The organism is Pseudomonas sp. UMAB-40 (assembly GCF_900095275.1).
Lineage (GTDB): Bacteria > Pseudomonadota > Gammaproteobacteria > Pseudomonadales > Pseudomonadaceae > Aquipseudomonas > Aquipseudomonas mandelii_B.
The window spans coordinates 37,240-60,614 of the sequence record NZ_LT607571.1 but is presented as its reverse complement, the minus strand read 5'-3'; the positions used below and the strand labels follow the sequence as shown (position 1 = coordinate 60,614).

Here is a 23,375-nt window from a genome sequence, read left to right as displayed (position 1 = left end):
CCTTTCGCAAGTTCGCAAGGTTCATATCAGACCGCTACCAGCACGATGGCGCCGATGACCAGCACGGAGCCGGCTGCCATCGATGCCGCGTACCAACGCAGTTGACCGGTTTCGGTACGGCTCAGGGCGGTGTGACCGCCTTTGGCCATACGCGGGATCAGACCGATGGTCTGGTCGAGCGGGTCTTTGCGCAGTGCGTGGCTGATCGCAAGGTATGGCTTGACGAACAGTTTGTCGTAGATCCAGTCGAAGCCCCAGGCAGCGAACCACCAGGCCGAAAGGAAGCGGCCGATGCCGCTGTTGGCGATTGCAGTGACGAAACGACGCTTGCCGAGGAACAGCAGCGCGGCCAGCAGGATACCGGCCAGGGCGATGGCGCCCGAAGCGATTTCCAGACTGTGCTTGGCTTCGCCGCCGGCATGGCCGACGCTTTCCGGCAGTACACCGTGCAGCGGCGGAACGATCATCGCGCCGACGAACGTCGACAGGACGATCAGCACCGACAGTGGCAACCAGTGAGCGATGCCGTGACCGGCGTGGGCTTCGGTCTTCGCTTCACCGTGGAACGCGATGAAGATCAGGCGGAAGGTGTACAGCGAAGTCATGAATGCGCCGACCAGACCTGCATACAGCAGACCGTGGTTGCCGCTGGCGAACGCTTCCCAGAGGATTTCGTCCTTGGAGTAGAAACCTGCGGTCACCAGTGGCAGGGCAGACAGTGCCGCGCCGCCGACGATGAAGCTGGCGTAGGCCAGTGGCAGTTTCTTCCACAGGCCGCCCATCTTGAAGATGTTCTGCTCGTGGTGGCAGGCAACGATCACCGCACCGGACGCAAGGAACAGCAGCGCCTTGAAGAAGGCGTGGGTCATCAAGTGGAAGATCGCGCCATCCCATGCGCCAACGCCCAGCGCCAGGAACATGTAGCCGATCTGGCTCATGGTCGAATAGGCGAGGATACGTTTGATGTCGGTCTGCACCAGTGCGGCAAAACCGGCGAGTACCAGGGTCACGCCGCCGACGATGCCGACGAGGTGCAGGATGTCCGGCGCCAACGCAAACAGGCCGTGGGTACGGGCAATCAGGTAGACACCGGCGGTTACCATGGTCGCGGCGTGGATCAGTGCCGAAACCGGGGTAGGACCGGCCATCGCATCTGCCAGCCAGGTTTGCAGCGGCAGTTGCGCGGATTTACCGACAGCGCCGCCCAGCAGCATCAAGGTGGCCATGACCATCCAGAAGTCGCCGGCCTGGAATTTCTGCGGTGCCAGCACCAGCAGTTCCTGGATATTTAGCGTGCCCAGTTGCGCGAACAGGATGAACAGGCCGATGGCCATGAACACGTCGCCGATACGGGTGACGATAAAGGCTTTGAGTGCCGCGTTACCGTTGTTGCGGTTGCTGTAGTAGAAACCGATCAACAGGTACGAGCACAGGCCCACGCCTTCCCAACCGAAGTACAGGAACAACAGGTTATCGCCCAGGACCAGGAACAGCATGCTGGCGATAAACAGGTTGGTGTAGGCGAAGAAGCGCGAGTACCCGGCTTCACCGCGCATGTACCAGGACGCAAACAGGTGGATCAGGAAGCCGACACCGACGACCACGCCGAGCATGGTCACGGACAGGCCGTCCAGGTACAGCGCGAAGTTCGGCGTGAAGCCTTCCACCGCCATCCACTGCCACAACACCTGGGTGTAGTGACCGCCTTCAGGCGGGGCGACGTTGAATTGCCAGATCACGTAGGCCGTGACGATGGCAGACAGGCCGATGGAGCCGACGCCAATCAGCGCCGACAGGTTTTCCGAAAAGCGGCCGCGTGAGAACGACAGCAGCAGGAAACCTATGAGAGGGAATACGAAAGTCAGATAGAGAAGATTCATCCGCGCATCTCGCTGGCAGCGTCGATATCGAGAGTGTGGAAGCGGCGATACAGCTGCAACAGAATCGCCAGGCCAATACTGGCCTCGGCGGCTGCCAGGCTGATCACCAGGATGAACATGATCTGTCCATCCGGCTGACCCCAGCGGCTACCGGCGACGATGAAGGCCAAAGCGGAGGCATTCATCATGATCTCCAGGCTCATCAGCACGAAGAGAATGTTGCGGCGGACCATCAGGCCGACCAGACCGAGGCAGAACAAGATGCCGGCGACCGCCAGACCATGCTCCAAAGGGATAGCAGGCATCGTCATTGCTCCTTGGCTTCGTTGCGGCCCAAGTGGAACGCCGTGACGGCTGCGGCAAGCAGCAGCATCGAGGCGAGTTCGACCACCAGCAGATAAGGACCGAACAGGCTGATGCCCACGGCCTTGGCGTCTACGGTGGTGTGGCCGATGGCCTGACCGCTGGAGTGGCTGAACAGCACGTACAGCAGTTCAACTAGCAGCAGGGTGCCGAGGGCGACGGGGCCGAGCCAGATGCCGGGCTTGAGCCAGACGCGCTCTTGCTGAACCGAGGCCGGGCCCAGGTTCAGCATCATCACCACGAACACGAACAGCACCATGATGGCGCCAGCGTAGGCGATCACTTCCAGCACACCGGCAAACGGTGCGCCGAGGGCGAAGAACGTCATGGCCACGGCGATCAGCGAAATGATCAGGTAGAGCAGGGCGTGCACAGGGTTGGTGTTGGTGATCACGCGAAGCGTGGACACCACAGCGATACCCGATGCGAAATAGAAAGCGAATTCCATCTTTCTTCCTTAAGGCAGCAAGCTCTTCACGTTGATCGGCTGGGCTTCATTCTGCGCGGAGCCTTTGGGCTTCCCGGCAATCGCCATACCTGCAACACGATAGAAGTTGTAATCAGGGTTTTTGCCGGGGCCGGAGATCAGCAGATCTTCTTTCTCGTACACCAGGTCCTGACGTTTGAACTCGGCCATCTCGAAATCCGGTGTCAGCTGGATCGCGGTGGTCGGGCAGGCTTCCTCGCAGAGGCCGCAGAAAATGCAGCGCGAGAAGTTGATGCGGAAGAAGTCCGGGTACCAGCGACCGTCTTCGGTTTCAGCTTTCTGCAGCGAGATGCAGCCAACCGGGCACGCCACGGCGCACAGGTTGCAGGCTACACAACGCTCTTCACCATCCGGGTCACGGGTCAGGACGATACGGCCACGGAAGCGCGGCGGCAGGTACACGGCTTCTTCCGGGTACTGCAGCGTGTCGCGCTTGCGGAAGGCATGGCCGAAGATCATCACCAGGCTGCGAAGCTGGGTGAAGAAGCCATGCACGATGTCAAAAATGTACTTCATGATTCTCTATCCTCACTGAGCCGCGACGGCGGGCGTGTTGAGCAACACGATCGCAGCGGTCACCAGCATGTTGACGAGGGTCAGCGGCAGGCAGAACTTCCAGCTGAAATCCATCACTTGGTCATACCGTGGGCGCGGGATCGAGGCGCGCAGCAGGATGAAGAACATGATGAAGAACGCGGTTTTGAGCGCGAACCAGATGAACGGGATCTGCGGCAGAATGCCGAACGGACCGTGCCAGCCACCGAAGAACAAGGTCACCAGCAGCGCCGAAATCAACACGATGCCGATGTACTCGCCGACGAAGAACATGCCCCATTTCATGCCGGCGTATTCGATGTGGTAACCGTCGGCCAGTTCCTGCTCCGCTTCCGGCTGGTCGAACGGGTGACGGTGAGTCACGGCGACGCCGGCGATGAAGAAGGTCAGGAAACCGAAGATCTGCGGAATCACGAACCACAGGTTCTGCGCCTGATATTCAACGATGTCACGCATGTTGAACGAGCCGACCTGGATCACGATGCCCATCAGCGACAGGCCCATGAACACTTCGTATGACACGGTTTGTGCCGAGGCCCGCAAGCTGCCCAACAGCGCGAACTTGTTGTTACTGGACCAGCCGGCGAACAGCACCGCGTAGACCGACAGACCGGCCATGGCGAAGAAGAACAGGATGCCGATGTTGATGTCCGCCACACCCCAGGTCGGGGTGATCGGGATGATCGCGAAGGCAATCAGCAAGGCGCTCATGGCCACGACCGGTGCCAGGGTGAAGATCACCTTGTCGGCAAACGGCGGGGTCCAGTCTTCCTTGAAGAACATCTTGATCATGTCAGCCGCGATCTGGAACGCGCCGAACGGGCCGACGCGGTTCGGACCGTAACGGTCCTGCCAGAGGGCGAGCAGACGACGCTCGACCCAGCTCAGCAGCGCGCCGCACACCACAACGGCGAGCAGAATCACGATGGCCTTGAGGACCGCGATGATCACGTCAATCACTTCAGGCGTGAACCAGGTCATTGAGCTGCCTCCTGCAGACCGTCAACGGATTTGCCAAAGATCGCTGGCGGAATGCCGGCGATACCGGCCGGCAATGCGACCAGACCGGCACCCAGCTCTTCGTTGATGCGCAGCGGCAGACGCAAGGTCTGGCCGGCTACGTTCAAGCTGAGCATGGCGCCGTCATTGACACCCAGGCGATCGGCTTCGGATTTGGCCAAAGCGACGTAAGCGGCCGGAATGCGTTCCTGAACCGGAGCGGCTTTCGAAGAGTTCTCTTCGCTGCCGAACAGGTGGAAGAACGGCACGACCTGCCAGGTGCCTGGAGCCGGGTTGAACGCACGCGGAACACTGGCGAACCAGTTCAGCGAATCACCGGTGCTTTCGATCAGGCGGGTGCCCGGGTCGCCAGCGCGGATGTGACCACCGACTTCGTCCTGGAACTTGTTCCAGGCTTGCGGCGAGTTCCAGCCCGGAGACCAGGCGAATGGCACCTGCTGACGCGGTTCGACCGAGCCCGAGTAACCTTCCATGGAGAACGAGAACGCGGTGTCGTTATCCTGGGAAGTACGCGGCTCGTGCACGCTGATGTCGGCGCGCATGGCGGTACGGCCGGAGTAACGCAGCGGTTCGCGCGCCAGTTTCAGGCCTTTGATACGGAACGCGGCGGACGGCGCAGCGTCGACGATGCGCGCCAGTTGCGGCGTGCTGGCGGCGACGGCTGCGGTGACGTGGTCCAGTTGGGTCCAGTCGATCGGCTGGTTCAACAGGGTGGAGCGCAGGGCATGCAGCCAGCGCCAGCCTTCGTGAACCAGGATGCTCGCGTCGAGGTAAGTCGGGTCGAAGACCTGGAAGAAACGCTGGGCGCGGCCCTCCTGGCTGACCAGCGTACCGTCGCCTTCAGCGAAGCTGGCGGCTGGCAGAACCAGGTGCGCGCGATCGCTGGTGGCGGTCTTCTGATGGTCCGCCACGATCACCACTTTCGCGGCGGTCAGGGCGGCATCGACACGGGCTTTGTCGGTACGGGTGTACAGATCGTTTTCCAGCACGACGATGGCGTCGGCGTTACCGTCGATCACGGCTTGCAGCGCTTCGTCGACCGAATTGCCACCGAGCATGGCCAGGCCAAGGCTGTTGGCCTCTGGCACGATCAGGCTGATGGAACCGTTCTTCTCGCGCAGCTTCAAGGCTTTGGCGATGTTGGCGGCGGCTTCGATCAGGGCTTTGGAACCCAGGGAAGTACCGGCAATGATCAGCGGGCGCTTGGCCGCGAGCAGGGCGTCGGCGATGCGCTTGGCCAGTTCGAGGGCTTCAGCATCCAGGCCTTCAACCGCTGGGGCGCTGGCGTCGAGGGCGTGAGCCACGGCGAAACCGATGCGCGCCAGGTCGTCTGGGGCGGCGTGAACGCATTCTTCAGCGATGTCGTCGAGCTTGGTTTCAGCCAGGCTGGCGATGAACAGCGGGTTCAGCGCGTGCTGACCGATGTTCTTCACGGCGGCGTCGAGCCAAGGCTGAACGCGCATGGCATCGGCCATGTCTTCGGCTTTGCCTTTGACCGATTGACGCAGGGACAGCGCCATACGGGCCGCGGTCTGGGTCAGGTCTTCACCCAAGACGAAGATCGCATCGTGGTCTTCGATGTCGCGCATGTTCGGGATCGGCAGCGGGCTGTCTTTCAACACCTGCATGACCAGACGAATGCGTTCCAGCTCGGCGGCTTCGATACCGGAGTAGAAGTGCTCGGCGCCGACCAGTTCGCGCAACGCGTAGTTGCTTTCGAGGCTGGCACGCGGCGAACCGATACCGACGATGTTGCGACCGCGCAGCAGGTCAGCGGCTTTATCCAGCGCTTCGTCGAGGCTCAGCTTGGCGCCGTTGGCCAGCAGTGGCTGACGCGGACGGTCTTCGCGGTTGACGTAGCCATAGCCGAAACGGCCACGGTCGCACAGGAAGTACTGGTTTACCGAACCGTTGAAACGGTTTTCGATACGACGCAGTTCACCATAACGCTCGCCCGGGGAGATGTTGCAACCGCTGGAGCAGCCATGGCAGATGCTCGGCGAGAACTGCATGTCCCACTTGCGGTTGTAGCGCTCGGAGTGAGTCTTGTCGGTGAACACACCGGTCGGGCAGACCTCGGTGAGGTTGCCGGAGAACTCGCTTTCCAGGGTGCCGTCTTCAACGCGACCGAAGTACACGTTGTCGTGGGCGCCGAACACACCGAGGTCGGTGCCGCCGGCGTAGTCCTTATAGAAGCGCACGCAGCGGTAGCAAGCAATGCAGCGGTTCATTTCGTGGGAAATGAACGGGCCCAGTTGCTGGTTCTGGTGAGTGCGCTTGGTGAAGCGATAACGGCGCTCGTTGTGGCCGGTCATCACGGTCATGTCTTGCAGGTGGCAGTGACCGCCTTCTTCACAGACCGGGCAGTCGTGCGGGTGGTTGGTCATCAGCCATTCGACGACGCTGGCGCGAAACACTTTCGCTTCTTCGTCTTCGATGGAGATCCAGCTGCCGTCGGTGGCGGGGGTCATGCAGGACATGACGATCCGACCACGGGTGTCGTTGGCGTCGGTGTACTGCTTGACCGCGCACTGGCGGCAAGCGCCAACGCTGCCAAGGGCGGGGTGCCAGCAGAAATAAGGGATATCGAGGCCTAGTGACAGACATGCCTGTAACAGGTTGTCTGCCCCATCGACTTCGAGCTCTTTGCCGTCTACGTGGATAGTGGCCATGGTTCAAAGTTCTTCGTTGGCCCGGTGTCAGCGGGCGTGGCTAATGGAATCTTGTTATTCGCGTGAATCAACACAGCCGTTAAAGGCGTCATCACACGACAAAGCGAAGGGCACGGACCCTTCGCTTCTTTAAGCGTTTACGCGCCGACTACGATCGGCCTTGCCAGAGGCGGGACGACGGCGCTGGTGGGCGCGATGCCGGCTTCGAACTCATGGCGGAAGTATTTGATTGCGCTGCCCAACGGCTCCACGGCGCCCGGTGCGTGAGCACAGAAGGTCTTGCCCGGGCCGAGGAAACCGACCAGACCCAGCAGGGTCTCGATATCGCCGGCTTGCCCTTCACCGTTCTCGATCGCGCGCAGCAGCTTGACGCTCCACGGCAGACCGTCACGGCACGGGGTGCAGAAACCGCACGATTCACGGGAGAAGAACTCTTCCATGTTGCGCAGCAGGGACACCATGTTGACGCTGTCGTCCACCGCCATGGCCAGGCCGGTACCCATGCGGGTGCCCACTTTGGCGATGCCGCCGGCGTACATTTGTGCGTCCAGGTGTTCCGGCAACAGGAAACCGGTACCGGCGCCGCCTGGCTGCCAGCACTTGAGTTTGTAACCGTCGCGCATGCCGCCGGCGTAGTCTTCGAACAACTCGCGACCGGTGACGCCGAACGGCAATTCCCACAGGCCCGGGTTCTTGACCTTGCCGGAGAAGCCCATGAGCTTGGTGCCCATGTCTTCACTGCCTTCGCGCGCCAACGATTTGTACCAGTCCACGCCGTCGGCAATGATCGCCGGCACGTTGCACAGGGTTTCAACGTTGTTCACGCACGTCGGCTTGCCCCACACGCCAACGGCGGCAGGGAAGGGCGGCTTGGAGCGCGGGTTGGCGCGACGACCTTCGAGGGAGTTGATCAGTGCGGTTTCTTCACCGCAGATGTAACGCCCGGCGCCGGTGTGGACGAACAGCTCGAAATCGAAGCCGCTGCCCAGGATGTTCTTGCCCAGCAGGCCCGCTGCCTTGGCTTCTTCCACGGCACGGTTCAGGTGCTTGGCGGCGGTGGTGTATTCGCCACGCAGGAAGATGTAGCCACGGTAGGTTTTCAGCGCGCGAGCACTGATCAGCATGCCTTCGATCAGCAGATGGGGCAGTTGCTCCATCAGCATGCGGTCTTTCCAGGTGTTCGGTTCCATCTCGTCCGCGTTGCACAGCAGGTAACGGATGTTGATGGATTCGTCTTTGGGCATCAGGCCCCACTTAACGCCCGTGGGGAAGCCTGCACCGCCGCGACCTTTGAGGCCGGCGTCTTTCACAGTCTGGACGATGTCGTCCTGGGCCATGTCGGCGAAGGCTTTGCGCGCAGCGGCGTAACCGTTCTTGGCCTGGTATTCGTCGAGCCAGACAGCTTCGCCGTCGTCACGCAGACGCCAGGTGAGCGGGTGAGTCTCGGCCGACCGCTTGATGCGGTTGGCAGGACCGAAGGAAGTCAGGGTCATACGTAGCCCTCGAGCAATTTGGCAACGCCGGCAGGCTGCACATCACCGAAAGTGTCGTCGTCGATCATCAACGCCGGCGCCTTGTCGCAGTTGCCGAGGCAGCAGACCGGCAGCAGGGTGAAACGACCGTCGGCGGTGGTCTGACCCAGGCCGATGCCCAGATTGCTCTGGATTTCGCTGACGACCGATTCATGGCCGCCGATGTAGCAGACCATGCTGTCGCAGACGCGAATGATGTGGCGGCCAACCGGCTGACGGAAGATCTGGCTGTAGAACGTCGCCACTCCTTCAACGTCGCTGGCCGGGATGCCGAGGATCTCGCCGATGGCGTAGAGCGCGCCGTCAGGCACCCAGCCACGTTCCTTCTGGACGATCTTCAGGGCTTCGATCGACGCCGCGCGCGGGTCTTCATAGTGATGCAGCTCGTGCTCGATGGCCGAGCGCTCGGTTTCACTCAAGGTGAAACGGTCTGTCTGGATAAGCGTGCTATTCATGCTTAGCGGTCCACGTCGGCCATAACGAAATCGATACTACCCAGGTACGCGATCAAGTCCGCGACCATGCTGCCTTTGATCACCGAAGGGATCTGCTGCAGGTGCGGGAAGCTTGGGGTGCGAATCCGGGTGCGGTAGCTCATGGTGCCGCCATCGCTCGTCAGGTAATAACTGTTGATGCCCTTGGTCGCTTCGATCATCTGGAAGGATTCGTTGGCCGGCATGACCGGGCCCCACGAAACTTGCAGGAAGTGCGTGATCAGGGTCTCGATGTGCTGCAGCGTGCGCTCTTTCGGCGGCGGCGTGGTCAGCGGGTGATCCGCCTTGTACGGGCCTTCCGGCATGTTGCGCATGCACTGCTCGATGATCTTGATGCTCTGGCGCATTTCTTCGACGCGCACGATGCAACGATCGTAGGCATCGCCATTGACGGCCAGCGGCACTTCGAATTCGAAGTTTTCGTAACCGGAGTATGGGCGCGCTTTACGCAGGTCGAAGTCGCAACCGGTCGAACGCAAGCCTGCACCGGTAACGCCCCATTCGAAGGCTTCCTTGGTGTTGTAGGCGGCGACGCCGATGGTCCGGCCTTTGAGGATGCTGTTGTCCAGGGCGGCTTTCTGGTATTCGTCCAGACGCTTTGGCATCCACTCGACGAAATCTTTCACCAGTTTTTCCCAGCCGCGCGGCAGGTCGTGCGCGACGCCGCCGATGCGGTACCAGGCCGGGTGCAGACGGAAACCGGTAATGGCTTCGATCACCGTGTACGCCTTCTGACGGTCGGTGAACGTGAAGAACACCGGGGTCATGGCGCCGACGTCCTGGATGTAAGTCCCCAGGAACAGCAGGTGGCTGGTGATCCGGAAGAACTCGGCCATCATGATGCGGATGACGTCGACCTTCTCAGGCACCTTGATGCCGGCCAGCTTCTCGACCGAGAGCACGTAGGGCAGGTTGTTCATCACGCCGCCGAGGTAGTCGATACGGTCGGTGTACGGGATGAAACTGTGCCAGGACTGACGCTCGGCCATCTTCTCGGCACCACGGTGGTGGTAACCGACGTCCGGCACGCAGTCGACGATCTCTTCACCGTCCAGCTGCAGGATGATGCGGAACGCACCGTGCGCAGAAGGGTGGTTAGGACCGAGGTTGAGGAACATGTAGTCCTCGTTCGCACCGGATCGCTTCATGCCCCAGTCTTCAGGCTTGAAGCGCGCGGCTTCTTCCTCGAGCTGTTGCTTGGCCAGCGTCAGGCTGAACGGATCGAACTCGGTAGCGCGGGCCGGGAAATCCTTGCGCAGCGGGTGACCTTCCCAGGTCGGCGGCATCATGATGCGGGTCAGGTGCGGGTGACCGGCAAAGTTGATGCCGTACATGTCCCACACTTCACGCTCGTACCAGTTGGCGTTCGGCCAGATACCGGTCACGGTCGGCACGCTGAGGTCGCTCTCGGATAAGGCGACCTTGATCATGACGTCACTATTACGTTCGATCGACATCAAGTGATAGAACACAGTGAAGTCGGCGCCGCTTGGCAGCCCTTGACGCTTGGTGCGCAGACGCTCGTCCACGCCGTGCAGGTCATAGAGCATGACGTACGGCTTGGGCAGGTTGCGCAGGAAGGTCAGGACTTCGACGAGTTTGGCACGGGCAACCCAAAGCACCGGCATGCCGGTGCGGGTAGGCTGGGCGGTGAACGCCTCGGGGCCAAAACGGTTATTCAGTTCGACGACCACATCCTGGTCGTCTGCCTTATAAGGCGGGATGTACAGAGCACTGCCTGTAGTCATGGTTATTTATCGCTTTCGGTCAACGTAAAGAATGAAGCCAGTTTCTCGTTCTATAAAAGAAGCAGATCTGGATCAGACTTCGTCGGGGCTGCGCAGGTTGGTGACTGCGATTCGCTGTTCGCGGCGCTGTTCCTTTTGCGAAGGCATCTCGGCGCGGTACACGCCTTGATCACCGACGACCCAGGAAAGCGGACGACGCTCCTGTCCAATCGACTCTTGCAAGAGCATCAAGCCTTGCAGAAAAGCTTCAGGACGGGGCGGGCAGCCAGGCACGTAGACGTCCACGGGCAGGAACTTGTCCACCCCTTGAACGACAGAGTAGATGTCGTACATGCCACCGGAGTTGGCGCACGAACCCATGGAGATAACCCATTTAGGTTCGAGCATTTGCTCGTAGAGACGCTGAATGATCGGCGCCATCTTGATGAAGCAGGTACCGGCGATAACCATGAAATCCGCCTGGCGCGGCGATGCCCGGATAACCTCGGCGCCAAAGCGCGCGATGTCGTGGGGCGCCGTGAAGGCGGTGGTCATTTCCACGTAGCAGCACGAAAGACCGAAGTTATACGGCCACAGGGAGTTCTTGCGCCCCCAGTTGACTGTGCCGTTAAGCACGTCTTCGAGCTTGCCCATGAAGATGTTTTTGTGAACTTGATCTTCTAACGGATCGGAAACGGTTTCCCGTTCGCCAATCGGATACTGCTCGTTAGGAGCATCGGGGTCGATCCTGGTGAGATTGTATTGCATTGCCAAAGCCTCATTGTTTCAGCTTCGCCTGCCGCTTGCGACGAGCTTCCGGAGCCCAGTCAAGGGCGCCCACTCGGAACAGGTAGACAAGACCTGCCAACAGAATTGCTATGAAAACGAGAGCTTCGACGAATCCGGTCCAGCCGCTTTCGCGGACGGACACAGACCAGGCAAAGAGAAAGAGGGCTTCGATATCGAAGATCACGAAGAGCATCGCGACCAGATAGAATTTGGCTGAGAGCCGTAAGCGGGCGCCACCTGTAGGTAGCATGCCGGACTCGAACGGTTCGTTTTTGCTGCGGCCCCAGGCTTTTGACCCGAGGAGGCTGGAGACGCCGAGCATGAAGGCGCAAAGGCCGACGACGCCCAGAAGGAAAATGGCAAAGCCCCAGTTGTGGGCCATGAGTCCTGTCGCTTCGGGCATGCTGGTAATCCTTAACAGAGAGCAAAGGTCTCTGAGCTTGAAAAGAAACAAAGCAGTGACGATATGTCGCAGCAATCAATCCCGCTGATTTTATGGCACAACACCGTGCAAGTAAAATTCCTATAGCGAAATTATTTATAGGAATAAGGACATAACGCACCTTCAAAGCCCCGCAGCCCATGCGTTGCGGGCATTAGCCGGGTTTTCATCAATATTGTTTTGTAGAGAATGTAACGAGCATAGTTGCGGCTAAATGATAATCAATATTATTTGGCAGGGTTTTTAAACTGTTTAACGGGTAGATGAGTGGGAAGTTGCCTTATATAGCTTTTAATGCAAGTAGCGGCGATGCACGTTTTACCTCGGTTTTTTGCTCGCGGTACCGCTCTGGATCAATGTTTTTCCCACAAATTTTGGGTTGAGTCGTTCCCTGTGGTGGGGATGAAATCGCGGGCAAAAAAACGCCCCGAACCAGTCGGGGCGTCAGATGTGCGACGTTGCGGTTAGCTTTTTACTCGGTCCGCAACGGCCGTGTACTCAGTATCAGTGGAACTGTTCTTCTTCAGTCGAACCGGTCAGTGCGGTTACCGAAGACGAGCCACCTTGAATCACAGTGGTCATGTCGTCGAAGTAGCCGGTGCCCACTTCCTGCTGGTGAGCCACGAAGGTGTAACCCTTGGAGGCGTCAGCGAACTCTTGCTCTTGCAGTTTCACGTACGCAGTCATGTCGTTGCGGGCGTAGTCGTGCGCCAGGTTGAACATGCTGTGCCACATGTTGTGAATGCCGGCCAGGGTGATGAACTGGTGCTTGTAACCCATGGCGGACAGTTCGCGCTGGAACTTGGCGATGGTCGCGTCGTCCAGGTTTTTCTTCCAGTTGAAGGAAGGCGAGCAGTTGTACGACAGCAGTTGGTCCGGGTATTCCTTTTTGATCGCTTCAGCGAAGCGACGAGCTTCGTCCAGATCCGGCTTGGCAGTTTCGCACCAGATCAGGTCGGCATACGGAGCGTAAGCCAGGCCGCGAGCGATCGCCTGGTCCAGGCCGGCGCGTACTTTGTAGAAGCCTTCCTGGGTACGTTCGCCAGTCACGAACGGCTGGTCGTATGGGTCGCAATCGGAAGTCAGCAGGTCAGCCGCGTTAGCGTCGGTACGAGCCAAAATGATGGTCGGAGTACCGGCAACGTCAGCTGCCAGACGGGCAGCGGTCAGCTTCTGTACAGCTTCCTGGGTAGGAACCAGTACCTTGCCGCCCATGTGGCCGCATTTTTTCACGGAAGCCAGTTGGTCTTCGAAGTGAACGCCGGCGGCGCCTGCTTCGATCATGCTTTTCATCAGCTCGTAAGCGTTCAGAACGCCGCCGAAACCGGCTTCAGCGTCAGCTACGATTGGAGCGAAGTAGTCGATGTAGCCTTCGTCGCCCGGGCCTTTACCGGCTTTCCACTGGATCTGGTCGGCACGACGGAACGAGTTGTTGATGCGCTTGACCACGGTTGGAACCGAATCCACCGGGTACAGCGACTGATCCGGGTACATCGATTCGGCGGAGTTGTTGTCCGCAGCAACCTGCCAGCCCGACAGGTAAATCGCCTGGATACCGGCTTTGACTTGTTGTACAGCCTGGCCGCCGGTCAGGGCGCCCATGCAGTTGACGAAATCTTTATCAGGACGGAAGGATGGCTTGGCGCCCTGGGTCACCAGGTTCCACAGCTTCTCGGCGCCCAGCTTTGCAAAGGTGTGCTCAGGTTGAACCGAGCCGCGCAGGCGGACGACGTCAGCAGCGGAGTAAGCGCGTGTCACGCCTTTCCAGCGTGGGTTTTCAGCCCAATCTTTTTCGAGGGCTGCAATTTGCTGTTCGCGTGTCAGTGCCATGGAGATAAACCTCGTCGCATAGGTCTGGGTGGAAAATTCCTGCTCCTGCCAAGTACGCGATTCAATTGGGGCGTAAGAGGCTGCTCGCTGACCAGAAGCTTAGGTGGTCAAGTCGGATTCGGCGGGATTGGCGACGGGATGAACGATGGGCTCGAGGGGAAGTGAGCAGGTAAGGGCGAACTGGCGAGCGCATTCGGGCGTCGTGGGCCTTGGTACGAACTTCAGTGTGGAGCCGGGTTACCTAATTACGCTTCCGTCCCTCGGGACAACTTCGTTCCAGTCGGCAACCTCGTCAAACACACCTTGTGGGCGGTACAGACACGAAGCGGCTCGCGGGGTAGATACGAGCAGCGCCTCGAAGGCCCTTGCCAGGGCCCCTGATTAGCGGGAGCGAGGCCATCATGCCTTTGCTTTTTTCGATCGTCAAACGTTTTGTAGTGCTTTTTTTTAGGCACTACATCTTTGGTCTAATAAGACTAATCAGTCAGTTTTCGGTGGTTTAGTCCAAAGTATCGACTTTCACCCGCAACGTCATGTCATCCCGGCCCTGAGTCGAGTAGCTGCGGGTCAGGCCCTGTTTATCGGCCTGAGTCTGGCGGTTTACACCGGCCAGGGTGATCCACTCGCCCAGACGTCCTGTGACAGTTGTGTCGGTACTTTGCACATTCACTACATCGGGACGTTCCTGGCTCATGCGGTCACGGTTGGTACTGATCGAGAGGTGAACGATGTCGCCGGTGACGCTGGCGGTGACGTAGAAGCCCTGGGTGACGTTGCGGTACTCGGTCTGGCTGCGCAGGTCGCCGTAGGAATCGGTCTGAGAGCTGGTGAGCGGTACGCTTTGGCCGACCTGAATCAGCGCCGGTGCACCTTCACTGGCCTGAATCTGCTGGATGCCGCCATCGCGGCTGTCGGTGCTGCGATTGATGATGCGTGTCTGGCTCGGCTTGGCGCCGTTGATCGAGTAACCCTGGTCGCCCTGGAAGTTGTTTTCGTTGGTGTCGACGGTGATCAGCAGGCGCTTGGCGGCAACGTCGAGTTGTGCAACAAGGGCCTTAAGTTCGTCGATCTTGCGTTGATCGGCATTGACGATCAGCTGGTTGCCGTAGGCGCTGACCTGACCGTCCTTGCCAATGAAATCCTGCGCCATGGGGAGCATATCGGCACTGGTGCGGTAGTTCAGGGGCACGATCTCGGTGGCTGCCATGACTGAAAAACTGCACGTCAGCAGCAGCGTGGTGAGTAGGGTGCGTAGGGACATATCCGTTATCTCCGACATCTTGAAGTGTTGATATTGCCAGTTTGTCGGCCCGGCGTGGGGCAAGTTGAATCGTAGACAGCAAAACGCCCCGGCATCCGGGGATGGCGGGGCGTTTTGTGTGTTCTTTAGGCCGCCTTCGCGGGCAGGCCTCGCACCTAAGGTTCAGCATAAATCCTGTAGGAGCGAGGCTTGCCCGCGAAGGGTGCGACTCGGTGTCAGACCGAGTGCCGCACCATGTCCACATGCGGAATCCCGGCTTCCAGGAACTCCTCACTGACCAGGCTGAAGCCCAGGCGCTGATAGAACGCCGTGGCCTGGACCTGTGCGCTCAGCATTTGCTGCTTCAGATCGCGCTTCTCGGCTTCACCGATCACCGCTTGCATCAGCGCATCGCCGACTTTCAAACCGCGCCAGTCTTTGAGCACTGATACCCGGCCGATGTGCCCATCGGGCAGCAGGCGGGCGGTGCCAATTGGAAAGTCGCCTTCGAAGGCCAGAAAATGCACCGCCGTTGCGTCATCGGCATCCCATTCCAGCTCTGGCGGAACGGATTGCTCGGCAATGAACACCGTCTCACGAATGCGCCGGATCTCGGCGTTGTCCTTTTGCCAGTCTGCGACACGAACGTGAATTTTACTCATCGGCAAACCCCAGGCTTCCTTGCTTGATCAGTTCACACAGCAGGCCGCGGCCGTCTTCGTCGCTCAGCCACTCGCCCAGATTGTCGGTGTGCAGGGAGTCGGCAGCGCAGATCATTTTAAGCAGCTCACGCAGCTTGCCCGGCAGATAACGGCTCTGGCCGCTGGCGAACAGCAACAGGTCGTCATCGACTTCGGACCAGGCCAGGCGTGCGCTTGGGTTGCGGATCAGTATCGCGCCTTGCTCCAGGCTGGCGAGCAGGTCGTCTTCTTCGATCTCTTCCGGGCCCACCACCAGCTCCGGGTAGCGCGGCTCAGTCATGTACTGGCCAAACCAGGTCAGCAGCAGGCGCTCGTCGCTCATGTGCTCGGCCAGCAGGCTTTTGAGGCGATCAAGGGCGTCATGCTGGATTTGGTGCGGATCAACCGCAGGCAGCGCGTCGGCGTCGGTGTAGCGTTCTTCGTCCGACAGGAACTGGCTGAGGAAGTCAGTGAAGTGAGTCAGCACTTCAGCGGCGCTCGGTGCACGGAAGCCGACCGAATACGTCAGGCAGTCATCGACGGCCACGCCGCAGTGGGCCAGGCGTGGCGGCAGGTAGAGCATGTCGCCCGGTTCCAGGACCCACTCATCGGTGGCTTCGAAATCAGCGAGGATGCGCAGGTCCGCGTGTTGCAGCAACTTGCTCTCGGAATCGCACATCTGGCCGATTTTCCAGTTGCGCTTGCCGTGACCCTGCAGCAGGAACACATCGTAGTTGTCGAAGTGCGGACCGACGCTGCCACCCGGGGCGGCAAAGCTGATCATCACGTCGTCGACGCGCCAGCTCGGCAAGAAGCGGAAGCTCTCCAGCAGTTCAGCAACTTCCGGAACGAATTGGTCAACGGCTTGAACCAGCAGGGTCCAGTCGCGCTCCGGCAGTTTGCTGAATTCGTCTTCGGCGAACGGGCCGCGACGCAATTCCCAGGGACGCTCGCCGTTCTCGATCACCAGGCGCGATTCAACTTCTTCTTCCAGCGCCAGGCCGGCCAGTTCGTCGGCGTCGATCGGGCTTTCGAATTCAGGAATCGCCTGGCGGATCAGCAGGGGTTTTTTCTGCCAGTAGTCGCGCAGGAATTCGCGCGCCGTGATGCCGCCCAGAAGTTGAAGAGGAATGTCAGGATTCATGTGTAACCTATTGAAAAAAAGTACTTTTCAGACGGGAATAAAAACGCCCGGCGCTGCCGGGCGTCTCAAACGGGTAAAGCGGTCGATCAGATGCGTTTGGCTTGCTCTACAGCGTTACCGATGTAGTTCGCCGGGGTGAGCAATTTCAGCTCGGCCTTGGCGGCGGCTGGCATGTCCAGACCGTCGATGAAAGTTTGCAGTGCTTCAGGGCTGATGCCCTTGCCGCGCGTCAACTCTTTCAGCTTTTCATACGGGTTTTCGATGTTGTAGCGACGCATAACGGTCTGGATCGGCTCGGCCAATACTTCCCAGCACGCGTCCAGGTCAGCAGCAATCTTCTGGGCGTTGAGCTCCAGTTTGCTGATGCCTTTGAGGCTGGCTTCATAAGCGATCACGCTGTGGGCGAAGCCGACACCGAGGTTGCGCAGCACGGTGGAGTCGGTCAGGTCACGCTGCCAGCGGGAGATCGGCAGCTTGCTCGCCAAATGCTGGAACAGCGCGTTGGCGATACCCAGGTTGCCTTCGGAGTTCTCGAAGTCGATCGGGTTGACCTTGTGCGGCATGGTCGACGAACCGATTTCGCCAGCGATGGTGCGCTGCTTGAAATAACCCAGGGAAATGTAGCCCCAGATGTCGCGGTCGAAGTCGATCAGGATGGTGTTGAAGCGAGCGATCGCGTCGAACAGCTCGGCAATGTAGTCGTGCGGTTCGATCTGCGTGGTGTAAGGGTTGAAACCCAGACCCAGTTCGTCTTCGATGAAGGCGCGGGCGTTTTCTTCCCAGTCGATCTCAGGGTAGGCCGACAAGTGTGCGTTGTAGTTACCGACAGCGCCGTTGATCTTGCCCAGCAGCGGAACGGCAGCGACCTGAGCAATTTGACGCTCAAGACGGTAAACCACGTTCGCCAGCTCTTTGCCCAGAGTGGTCGGGGAGGCTGGTTGACCGTGGGTGCGCGACAGCATTGGCACGTCAGCGAAACGGATGGCCAGTTCGCGGATGGCGTCGCAGGTCTGGCGCATCAGCGGCAGCATCACGTCATCACGGCCTTCGCGCAGCATCAGGGCGTGGGACAGGTTGTTGATGTCCTCGCTGGTGCAGGCAAAGTGGATGAACTCGCTGACCTTGGCCAGTTCCGGCAGCTTGGCCGCCTGCTCCTTGAGCAGGTATTCGATGGCTTTTACGTCGTGGTTGGTGGTGCGCTCGATCTCTTTGACACGCTCGGCGTGCTCCAGAGCGAAGTTTTCCGCCAGGGTGTTCAACACCGCGTTGGCTTCGGCGGAGAACGCCGGCACTTCGCTGATGCCTGGGTGAGCAGCCAGGCGCTGGAGCCAGCGCACTTCAACCAGAACGCGAGCACGGATCAGGCCGTACTCGCTGAAAATTGGGCGCAGGGCCTGGGTTTTGCCGGCGTAGCGGCCGTCAACAGGGGAAACCGCAGTGAGCGAAGAAAGCTGCATGGGGTGTTCTCGGACAGTCGGGCAACGAAATGGGGCGCGTATCATACATGAAAAAATCCGCCGGTCCGTTGCCAACTGACCGGCGTATTACGCGTTACAGATCTAAAGCAGTGTTGCGGGCGCGGTTCAGCTGCTGCGCATCAGCGGGTAAAGCTCTTTGAGTAACTTGCGACGGCTGATGACCAGCTGCCAGCGATGGCCGCCCAACTGTCGCCACAAGCGCGCCGAACGAATCCCGGCCAGCAACAGGGCGCGGATTTTCGAGGCGTTGCTTGGTTGCTGCAGATTGCGCATGTCGCCGTGGACTTGAATCCGTTGGCGCAAGGTGCTCAGGGTGTCCTGGTACAACGCACCGCAGGCCGCAATCACGTTTTCGTGGGCCGGGCCGAAGTGTTCGACCTGGGACTGAATCTGCGGCAGACGCTTGCCGATCACATCGAGCATGTCGTCGCGCTTGGCCAACTGACGCTCCAGGCCGAGCATGGCCAGGGCGTAACGCAGCGGTTCGCGCTGCAGGGTGCTCGGGTCGCGTTCCAGGGCGCCGATCAATGCGCGATAGCCTTCACGCAGATTGAGGTCGTCGCCGCCGTACACTTCCAGGGTGTCCTTGGGGTCGCGGATCAGCAGGCTGCCGAGCATGCAGGTCAGGCCGGCTTCGGTGGTCTGGCCGGTCTTGGCAATCTTGTCGACGAGGACGGCGGCGAGAAACACGCCGCCCAGCGCCGTCAGTTGCTCCTGAGTGGGGTTCATGCCTTGCTGCTCCATGGCTCTGCGACTTCAATCACGCCGCCGCCCAGGCAGATTTCACCGTCATAGAACACCACGGACTGGCCCGGAGTGACCGCGCGCTGCGGGTCATCAAAGGTCGCGCGGTAGCCGGTCGCGGTTTTCTCCAGCATGCACGGCTGGTCGCTTTGGCGATAACGAACCTTGGCGGTCAACTTGCGCGGCTCGGTCAGGTCGATCGGGTTGACCCAATAGATGTCCGAGGCGAGCAGGGCGCGGGAGAACAGGTACGGATGATCATTGCCCTGGCCGACGATCAGCTCGTTGTGTTCCAGGTCCTTGATCAGCACGTACCACGGTTCGTCGCCGGCGTCTTTCAAGCCGCCGATGCCCAGGCCCTGCCGCTGGCCGATGGTGTGATACATCAGGCCGTGGTGACGGCCGATGACTTCACCTTCGGTGGTCTTGATCTCGCCCGGTTGGGCCGGCAGGTACTGCTTGAGGAAGTCGCTGAAGCGGCGTTCGCCGATAAAGCAGATCCCGGTGGAATCCTTTTTCTTCGCGGTGGCGAGTTCGTGTTTCTCGGCAATCGCGCGCACTTCGGGCTTTTCCAGTTCGCCGACCGGGAACAGCGTCTTGGCGATCTGTTCACCGCCGACGGCGTGCAGGAAGTAACTCTGGTCCTTGTTCGGGTCCAGGCCCTTGAGCAGTTCGGTACGGCCGTCGATGTCGCGGCGGCGCACGTAGTGGCCGGTAGCGATCAGGTCGGCACCGAGCACCATGGCGTAGTCGAGGAACGCCTTGAACTTGATCTCGCGGTTGCACAGGATGTCCGGGTTCGGCGTGCGACCGGCCTTGTATTCGGCCAGGAAGTGCTCGAACACGTTGTCCCAGTACTCGGCGGCGAAGTTGGCGGTGTGCAGCTTGATGCCAATCTTGTCGCACACGGCCTGAGCGTCCGCCAGGTCGTCCATGGCGGTGCAGTATTCCGTTCCATCGTCTTCTTCCCAGTTCTTCATGAACAGGCCTTCCACCTCATAACCCTGCTCGATCAGCAGGAGAGCGGAAACGGAAGAGTCCACGCCGCCGGACATACCGACAATGACGCGCTTCTTTTGTGTGTCAGAAGGGGCTGGATCACGCATAGGGATTCAATGAGTGTCTTGAAAAAGGACGCGATTCTAACAGGCCGAAGCCCGCAAGGCTAAAGAGAAGGGCGGATCAGTTCGAGACCGAAGAATTTGCCGTCCAGATAATCATCGATACAGCGGATGATCAGCTCACTGCGCCAGTTTGCGCGCTGTGCCATGAGTTCGTCACGCGTCAGCCATTTTGCGCCGACGATGCCGTCGTCCAGCTGATAGTCGGGGTGATGTTTCAGCGGTTTTGCGGTGAAACAGACCCGTTGGTAGGTCACGCCGTTGCTGGGGGCGGTGTAGAGGTAAATGCCCACCACGCCGGTCGGTTCGACGTCCCAGCCGGTTTCTTCCAGGGTTTCACGCACGGCGGCTTCGATCAGGGTCTCGTCCGGGTCGAGGTGGCCGGCGGGCTGGTTGAGCACCGTTCGTCCGTGCTTGGTTTCTTCGACCATCAGAAAACGGCCGTTGTTTTCGACGATGGTGGCGACGGTGATGTGGGGTTTCCAGTCCATGAAGCGTCCTCAAATGTTGAATAGTGAAATACAGGACCTGTGGGGGCTGGCTTGCCTGCGATAGCGGTGGGTCAGTCGACATCAGTGGTGGAGGATAAACCGCTATCGCAGGCAAGCCAGCTCCCACAGGGTTTTGTTTGGGCAGTCAGATCTGTGTAGAACCCACAAACAAAAACCCCGGCACGGGGCCGGGGCTTCTTTGCATCCTTACAACCTTAAACCAACGCAGCGATCGCGGCGTTGAAGGTGTTGCTTGGGCGCATGGCCTTGCTGATCAGCTCGGCATTGGCGTGGTAGTAACCGCCGATGTCCACTGGCTTGCCCTGGACAGCGTTGAGCTCGGCAACGATGGTTGCTTCCTTCTCGGTCAGGGTCTTGGCCAGTTCGCCGAACTGCGCTTGCAGTGCAGCGTCTTCGGTCTGGGCGGCCAGGGCCTGAGCCCAGTACAGCGCCAGGTAGAAGTGGCTGCCGCGGTTGTCGATGTTGCCGACTTTGCGCGATGGCGACTTGTTGTTGTCCAGGAACTGGCCGGTGGCCTGATCCAGGGTCTTGGCCAGCACCAGCGCTTTCGGGTTGTTGTAAGTAACACCCAGATGCTCGAGGGAAGCGGCCAGGGCCAGGAACTCGCCCAGGGAATCCCAGCGCAGGAAGTTTTCTTCCAGCAGCTGCTGAACGTGCTTCGGTGCCGAACCGCCAGCGCCGGTTTCGAACAGACCGCCGCCATTCATCAGCGGAACGATCGACAGCATCTTGGCGCTGGTGCCCAGTTCCATGATCGGGAACAGGTCGGTCAGGTAGTCGCGCAGTACGTTGCCGGTCACCGAGATGGTGTCCTTGCCTTCGCGGGTGCGCTGCAGGGTGAATTTCATCGCGTCGACAGGCGCCATGATCTGGATGTCCAGACCGGCAGTGTCGTGATCCTTCAGGTAGGCCTGAACTTTCTCGATCACCACGCCGTCGTGGGCGCGCATCGGGTCCAGCCAGAAAATAGCCGGGGTTGCGCTTGCACGGGCACGGTTGACAGCCAGTTTGACCCAGTCCTGGATCGGCGCGTCTTTGGTCTGGCACATGCGGAAGATGTCGCCGGCTTCAACCGACTGTTCCAGCAGGGTGCGGCCAGCGCCGTCGGAAACCCGAACCACGCCGTTGGCCTTGATCTGGAAGGTCTTGTCGTGGGAGCCGTACTCTTCGGCTTTTTTCGCCATCAGGCCAACGTTTGGCACGCTGCCCATGGTGGTTGGATCGAAAGCGCCGTGCAGCTTGCAGTCTTCGATCACCGCCTGGTAGATGGTGGCGTAGCAGCGATCCGGGATCACCGCCTTGGTGTCGTGCAGCTGGCCGTCGGTGCCCCACATTTTGCCGGAGTCACGGATCATGGCCGGCATCGAGGCGTCGACGATCACGTCGCTCGGCACGTGCAGGTTGGTGATGCCTTTGTCGGAGTTGACCATGGCCAACGACGGACGAGCGGCGTAGACCGCCTGGATGTCCGCTTCGATCGCAGCTTGCTGCTCAGTTGGCAGGGCTTTGATGCGAGCGTACAGGTCGCCGATGCCGTTGTTCAGGTTGAAGCCGATCTGTGCCAGCACGTCAGCGTGCTTGGCCAGTGCGTCTTTATAGAACTCGGCAACGATCTGGCCGAACATGATCGGGTCGGAGACCTTCATCATGGTGGCTTTCAAGTGAACCGACAGCAGCACGCCTTTTTGCTTGGCGTCTTCGATCTCGGCAGCGATGAAGCTGCGCAGAGCATTTTTGCTCATGACCGCGCAATCGAGGATCTCACCGGCTTGCACGGTGGTTTTTTCTTTCAGGACGGTGGTGTTGCCGTCTTGAGCGATCAGTTCGATTTTGACGGCATCAGCGGCGTCGATCAGGGCAGCTTTTTCGCTGCCGTAGAAATCACCGGTGCTCATGTGTGCGACGTGGGACTTGGAGTCCGCAGCCCAGGCGCCCATCTTGTGCGGGTGCTTGCGTGCATAGTTCTTGACCGACAGCGGTGCACGACGATCGGAGTTGCCTTCGCGCAGAACCGGGTTCACGGCGCTGCCCTTGATCTTGTCGTAACGCGACTTGGCGAGCTTGTCGGCGTCGGTGGTCACGGTTTCCGGGTAGTCCGGCAGGGCGAAGCCTTGGGCCTGCAGCTCTTTGATCGCGGCTTGCAGTTGCGGAACCGAGGCGCTGATGTTCGGCAATTTGATGATGTTGGCTTCAGGCGTAACGGCCAGGTCGCCCAGTTCGGCGAGGTGGTCGGCTACGGCTTTGTCACCCAATTGCTCGGGGAAGCTGGCCAGGATGCGCCCTGCAAGAGAGATATCGCGGGTTTCCACGGCGATATCAGCCGAAGCGGTGAACGCTTCTACGATAGGCAACAGTGAATAGGTGGCGAGGGCGGGAGCTTCGTCGGTGAAGGTATAGATGATCTTCGAGCGGGTGGGCATATTCGGATTAACTCTCTCTTCTTTGCTAAGCGTGCGCAGAAACTCGAGGGCGCCGGGTAAGCGCGTTCGTTCAAAGTCATCCATGAGCCGAATGTCGAGGTTTCTTTGCGGTGATGTTGGGTGCATCGGTCGAGCGTCAAGCGGGTGGACTGCGGTAACAGTCCTGCTTTTTCAGGCCCCAAGCCTCGTAGTAGAGAGGTCGGCCGTCGTGACTCTGTGGTCAGCGGGCGGCATTATACATAGGT

General features: G+C 59.9%; 20 protein-coding genes. All 20 read right to left on the bottom strand.

The genetic code is table 11. The annotated features are described in order from the left end of the window. Window positions 1-26 precede the first annotated feature (26 nt). The 20 genes from nuoL to K0F88_RS25340 all read right to left on the bottom strand — a co-directional run bounded on the left by nuoL (window position 27) and on the right by K0F88_RS25340 (window position 23,130). Window positions 27-1,880 carry an NADH-quinone oxidoreductase subunit L gene (nuoL, locus tag K0F88_RS25435; RefSeq protein ID WP_219097047.1) on the bottom strand — a complete coding sequence of 618 codons (1,854 nt, stop codon included), beginning with the start codon at window positions 1,878-1,880 and terminating at the stop codon, window positions 27-29. Then, window positions 1,877-2,185, bottom strand: a complete 309-nt coding sequence (gene nuoK / locus K0F88_RS25430; RefSeq protein ID WP_010458852.1) for an NADH-quinone oxidoreductase subunit NuoK — start codon at window positions 2,183-2,185, stop codon at window positions 1,877-1,879. The genes nuoL and nuoK overlap by 4 nt, the downstream gene beginning before the upstream one ends. 2 nt (window positions 2,186-2,187) lie before the next feature. After that, window positions 2,188-2,691 (bottom strand): NADH-quinone oxidoreductase subunit J, encoded by a 504-nt coding sequence (gene nuoJ, locus K0F88_RS25425; protein ID WP_027925107.1) that lies wholly within the window; start codon window positions 2,689-2,691, stop codon window positions 2,188-2,190. 9 nt (window positions 2,692-2,700) lie between these two features. After that, window positions 2,701-3,246 (bottom strand): NADH-quinone oxidoreductase subunit NuoI, encoded by a 546-nt coding sequence (gene nuoI / locus K0F88_RS25420; RefSeq protein WP_007905075.1) that lies wholly within the window; start codon window positions 3,244-3,246, stop codon window positions 2,701-2,703. Window positions 3,247-3,258: 12 nt separating this feature from the next. Then, complete coding sequence (nuoH, locus tag K0F88_RS25415; RefSeq protein WP_008146046.1) at window positions 3,259-4,266, bottom strand: NADH-quinone oxidoreductase subunit NuoH; 1,008 nt, start codon at window positions 4,264-4,266, stop codon at window positions 3,259-3,261. Beyond that, the gene (gene nuoG / locus K0F88_RS25410) at window positions 4,263-6,977 is read right to left on the bottom strand and encodes an NADH-quinone oxidoreductase subunit NuoG (protein WP_219097046.1); all 2,715 of its coding nucleotides are present in this window, start codon (window positions 6,975-6,977) and stop codon (window positions 4,263-4,265) included. Before nuoG ends, nuoH begins: the two co-directional genes overlap by 4 nt. Before the next feature lie 137 nt (window positions 6,978-7,114). After that, window positions 7,115-8,470, bottom strand: a complete 1,356-nt coding sequence (gene nuoF, locus K0F88_RS25405; RefSeq protein ID WP_017339604.1) for an NADH-quinone oxidoreductase subunit NuoF — start codon at window positions 8,468-8,470, stop codon at window positions 7,115-7,117. Next, window positions 8,467-8,964 carry an NADH-quinone oxidoreductase subunit NuoE gene (gene nuoE, locus K0F88_RS25400; RefSeq protein ID WP_007946422.1) on the bottom strand — a complete coding sequence of 166 codons (498 nt, stop codon included), beginning with the start codon at window positions 8,962-8,964 and terminating at the stop codon, window positions 8,467-8,469. The genes nuoF and nuoE overlap by 4 nt, the downstream gene beginning before the upstream one ends. Window positions 8,965-8,966: 2 nt before the next feature. After that, window positions 8,967-10,751 (bottom strand): NADH-quinone oxidoreductase subunit C/D, encoded by a 1,785-nt coding sequence (gene nuoC / locus K0F88_RS25395; RefSeq protein ID WP_010458865.1) that lies wholly within the window; start codon window positions 10,749-10,751, stop codon window positions 8,967-8,969. A gap of 72 nt (window positions 10,752-10,823) precedes the next feature. Further along, window positions 10,824-11,498, bottom strand: a complete 675-nt coding sequence (locus K0F88_RS25390; RefSeq protein ID WP_010458867.1) for an NADH-quinone oxidoreductase subunit B family protein — start codon at window positions 11,496-11,498, stop codon at window positions 10,824-10,826. Window positions 11,499-11,508: 10 nt separating this feature from the next. Beyond that, a complete protein-coding gene (locus tag K0F88_RS25385) occupies window positions 11,509-11,922 on the bottom strand; it encodes an NADH-quinone oxidoreductase subunit A (RefSeq protein WP_003223812.1) in 414 nt (137 codons plus the stop codon). Between the two features lie 543 nt (window positions 11,923-12,465). Continuing rightward, a complete protein-coding gene (aceA, locus tag K0F88_RS25380; RefSeq protein ID WP_033057066.1) occupies window positions 12,466-13,791 on the bottom strand; it encodes an isocitrate lyase in 1,326 nt (441 codons plus the stop codon). A gap of 499 nt (window positions 13,792-14,290) precedes the next feature. Then, entirely contained in the window at window positions 14,291-15,052 is a 762-nt protein-coding gene (locus K0F88_RS25375) for a secretin N-terminal domain-containing protein (RefSeq protein ID WP_094468052.1), read from the bottom strand. A gap of 215 nt (window positions 15,053-15,267) precedes the next feature. Further along, window positions 15,268-15,693, bottom strand: a complete 426-nt coding sequence (locus tag K0F88_RS25370; RefSeq protein WP_094468051.1) for a GNAT family N-acetyltransferase — start codon at window positions 15,691-15,693, stop codon at window positions 15,268-15,270. Beyond that, the gene (locus tag K0F88_RS25365) at window positions 15,686-16,855 is read right to left on the bottom strand and encodes a cupin domain-containing protein (RefSeq protein ID WP_219097045.1); all 1,170 of its coding nucleotides are present in this window, start codon (window positions 16,853-16,855) and stop codon (window positions 15,686-15,688) included. The genes K0F88_RS25370 and K0F88_RS25365 overlap by 8 nt, the downstream gene beginning before the upstream one ends. Before the next feature lie 86 nt (window positions 16,856-16,941). Continuing rightward, complete coding sequence (purB, locus tag K0F88_RS25360; protein ID WP_219097044.1) at window positions 16,942-18,312, bottom strand: adenylosuccinate lyase; 1,371 nt, start codon at window positions 18,310-18,312, stop codon at window positions 16,942-16,944. Window positions 18,313-18,438: 126 nt separating this feature from the next. Next, window positions 18,439-19,062: a high frequency lysogenization protein HflD gene (gene hflD / locus K0F88_RS25355; RefSeq protein ID WP_219097043.1), complete on the bottom strand. Its 624-nt coding sequence runs from the start codon at window positions 19,060-19,062 to the stop codon at window positions 18,439-18,441. Then, complete coding sequence (mnmA, locus tag K0F88_RS25350) at window positions 19,059-20,183, bottom strand: tRNA 2-thiouridine(34) synthase MnmA (RefSeq protein WP_219097042.1); 1,125 nt, start codon at window positions 20,181-20,183, stop codon at window positions 19,059-19,061. The genes hflD and mnmA overlap by 4 nt, the downstream gene beginning before the upstream one ends. Before the next feature lie 59 nt (window positions 20,184-20,242). Next, window positions 20,243-20,689 carry an NUDIX hydrolase gene (locus K0F88_RS25345; protein WP_219097041.1) on the bottom strand — a complete coding sequence of 149 codons (447 nt, stop codon included), beginning with the start codon at window positions 20,687-20,689 and terminating at the stop codon, window positions 20,243-20,245. A 215-nt stretch (window positions 20,690-20,904) separates the two neighbouring features. Next, entirely contained in the window at window positions 20,905-23,130 is a 2,226-nt protein-coding gene (locus K0F88_RS25340) for an NADP-dependent isocitrate dehydrogenase (protein WP_219097040.1), read from the bottom strand. Window positions 23,131-23,375 lie beyond the last annotated feature (245 nt).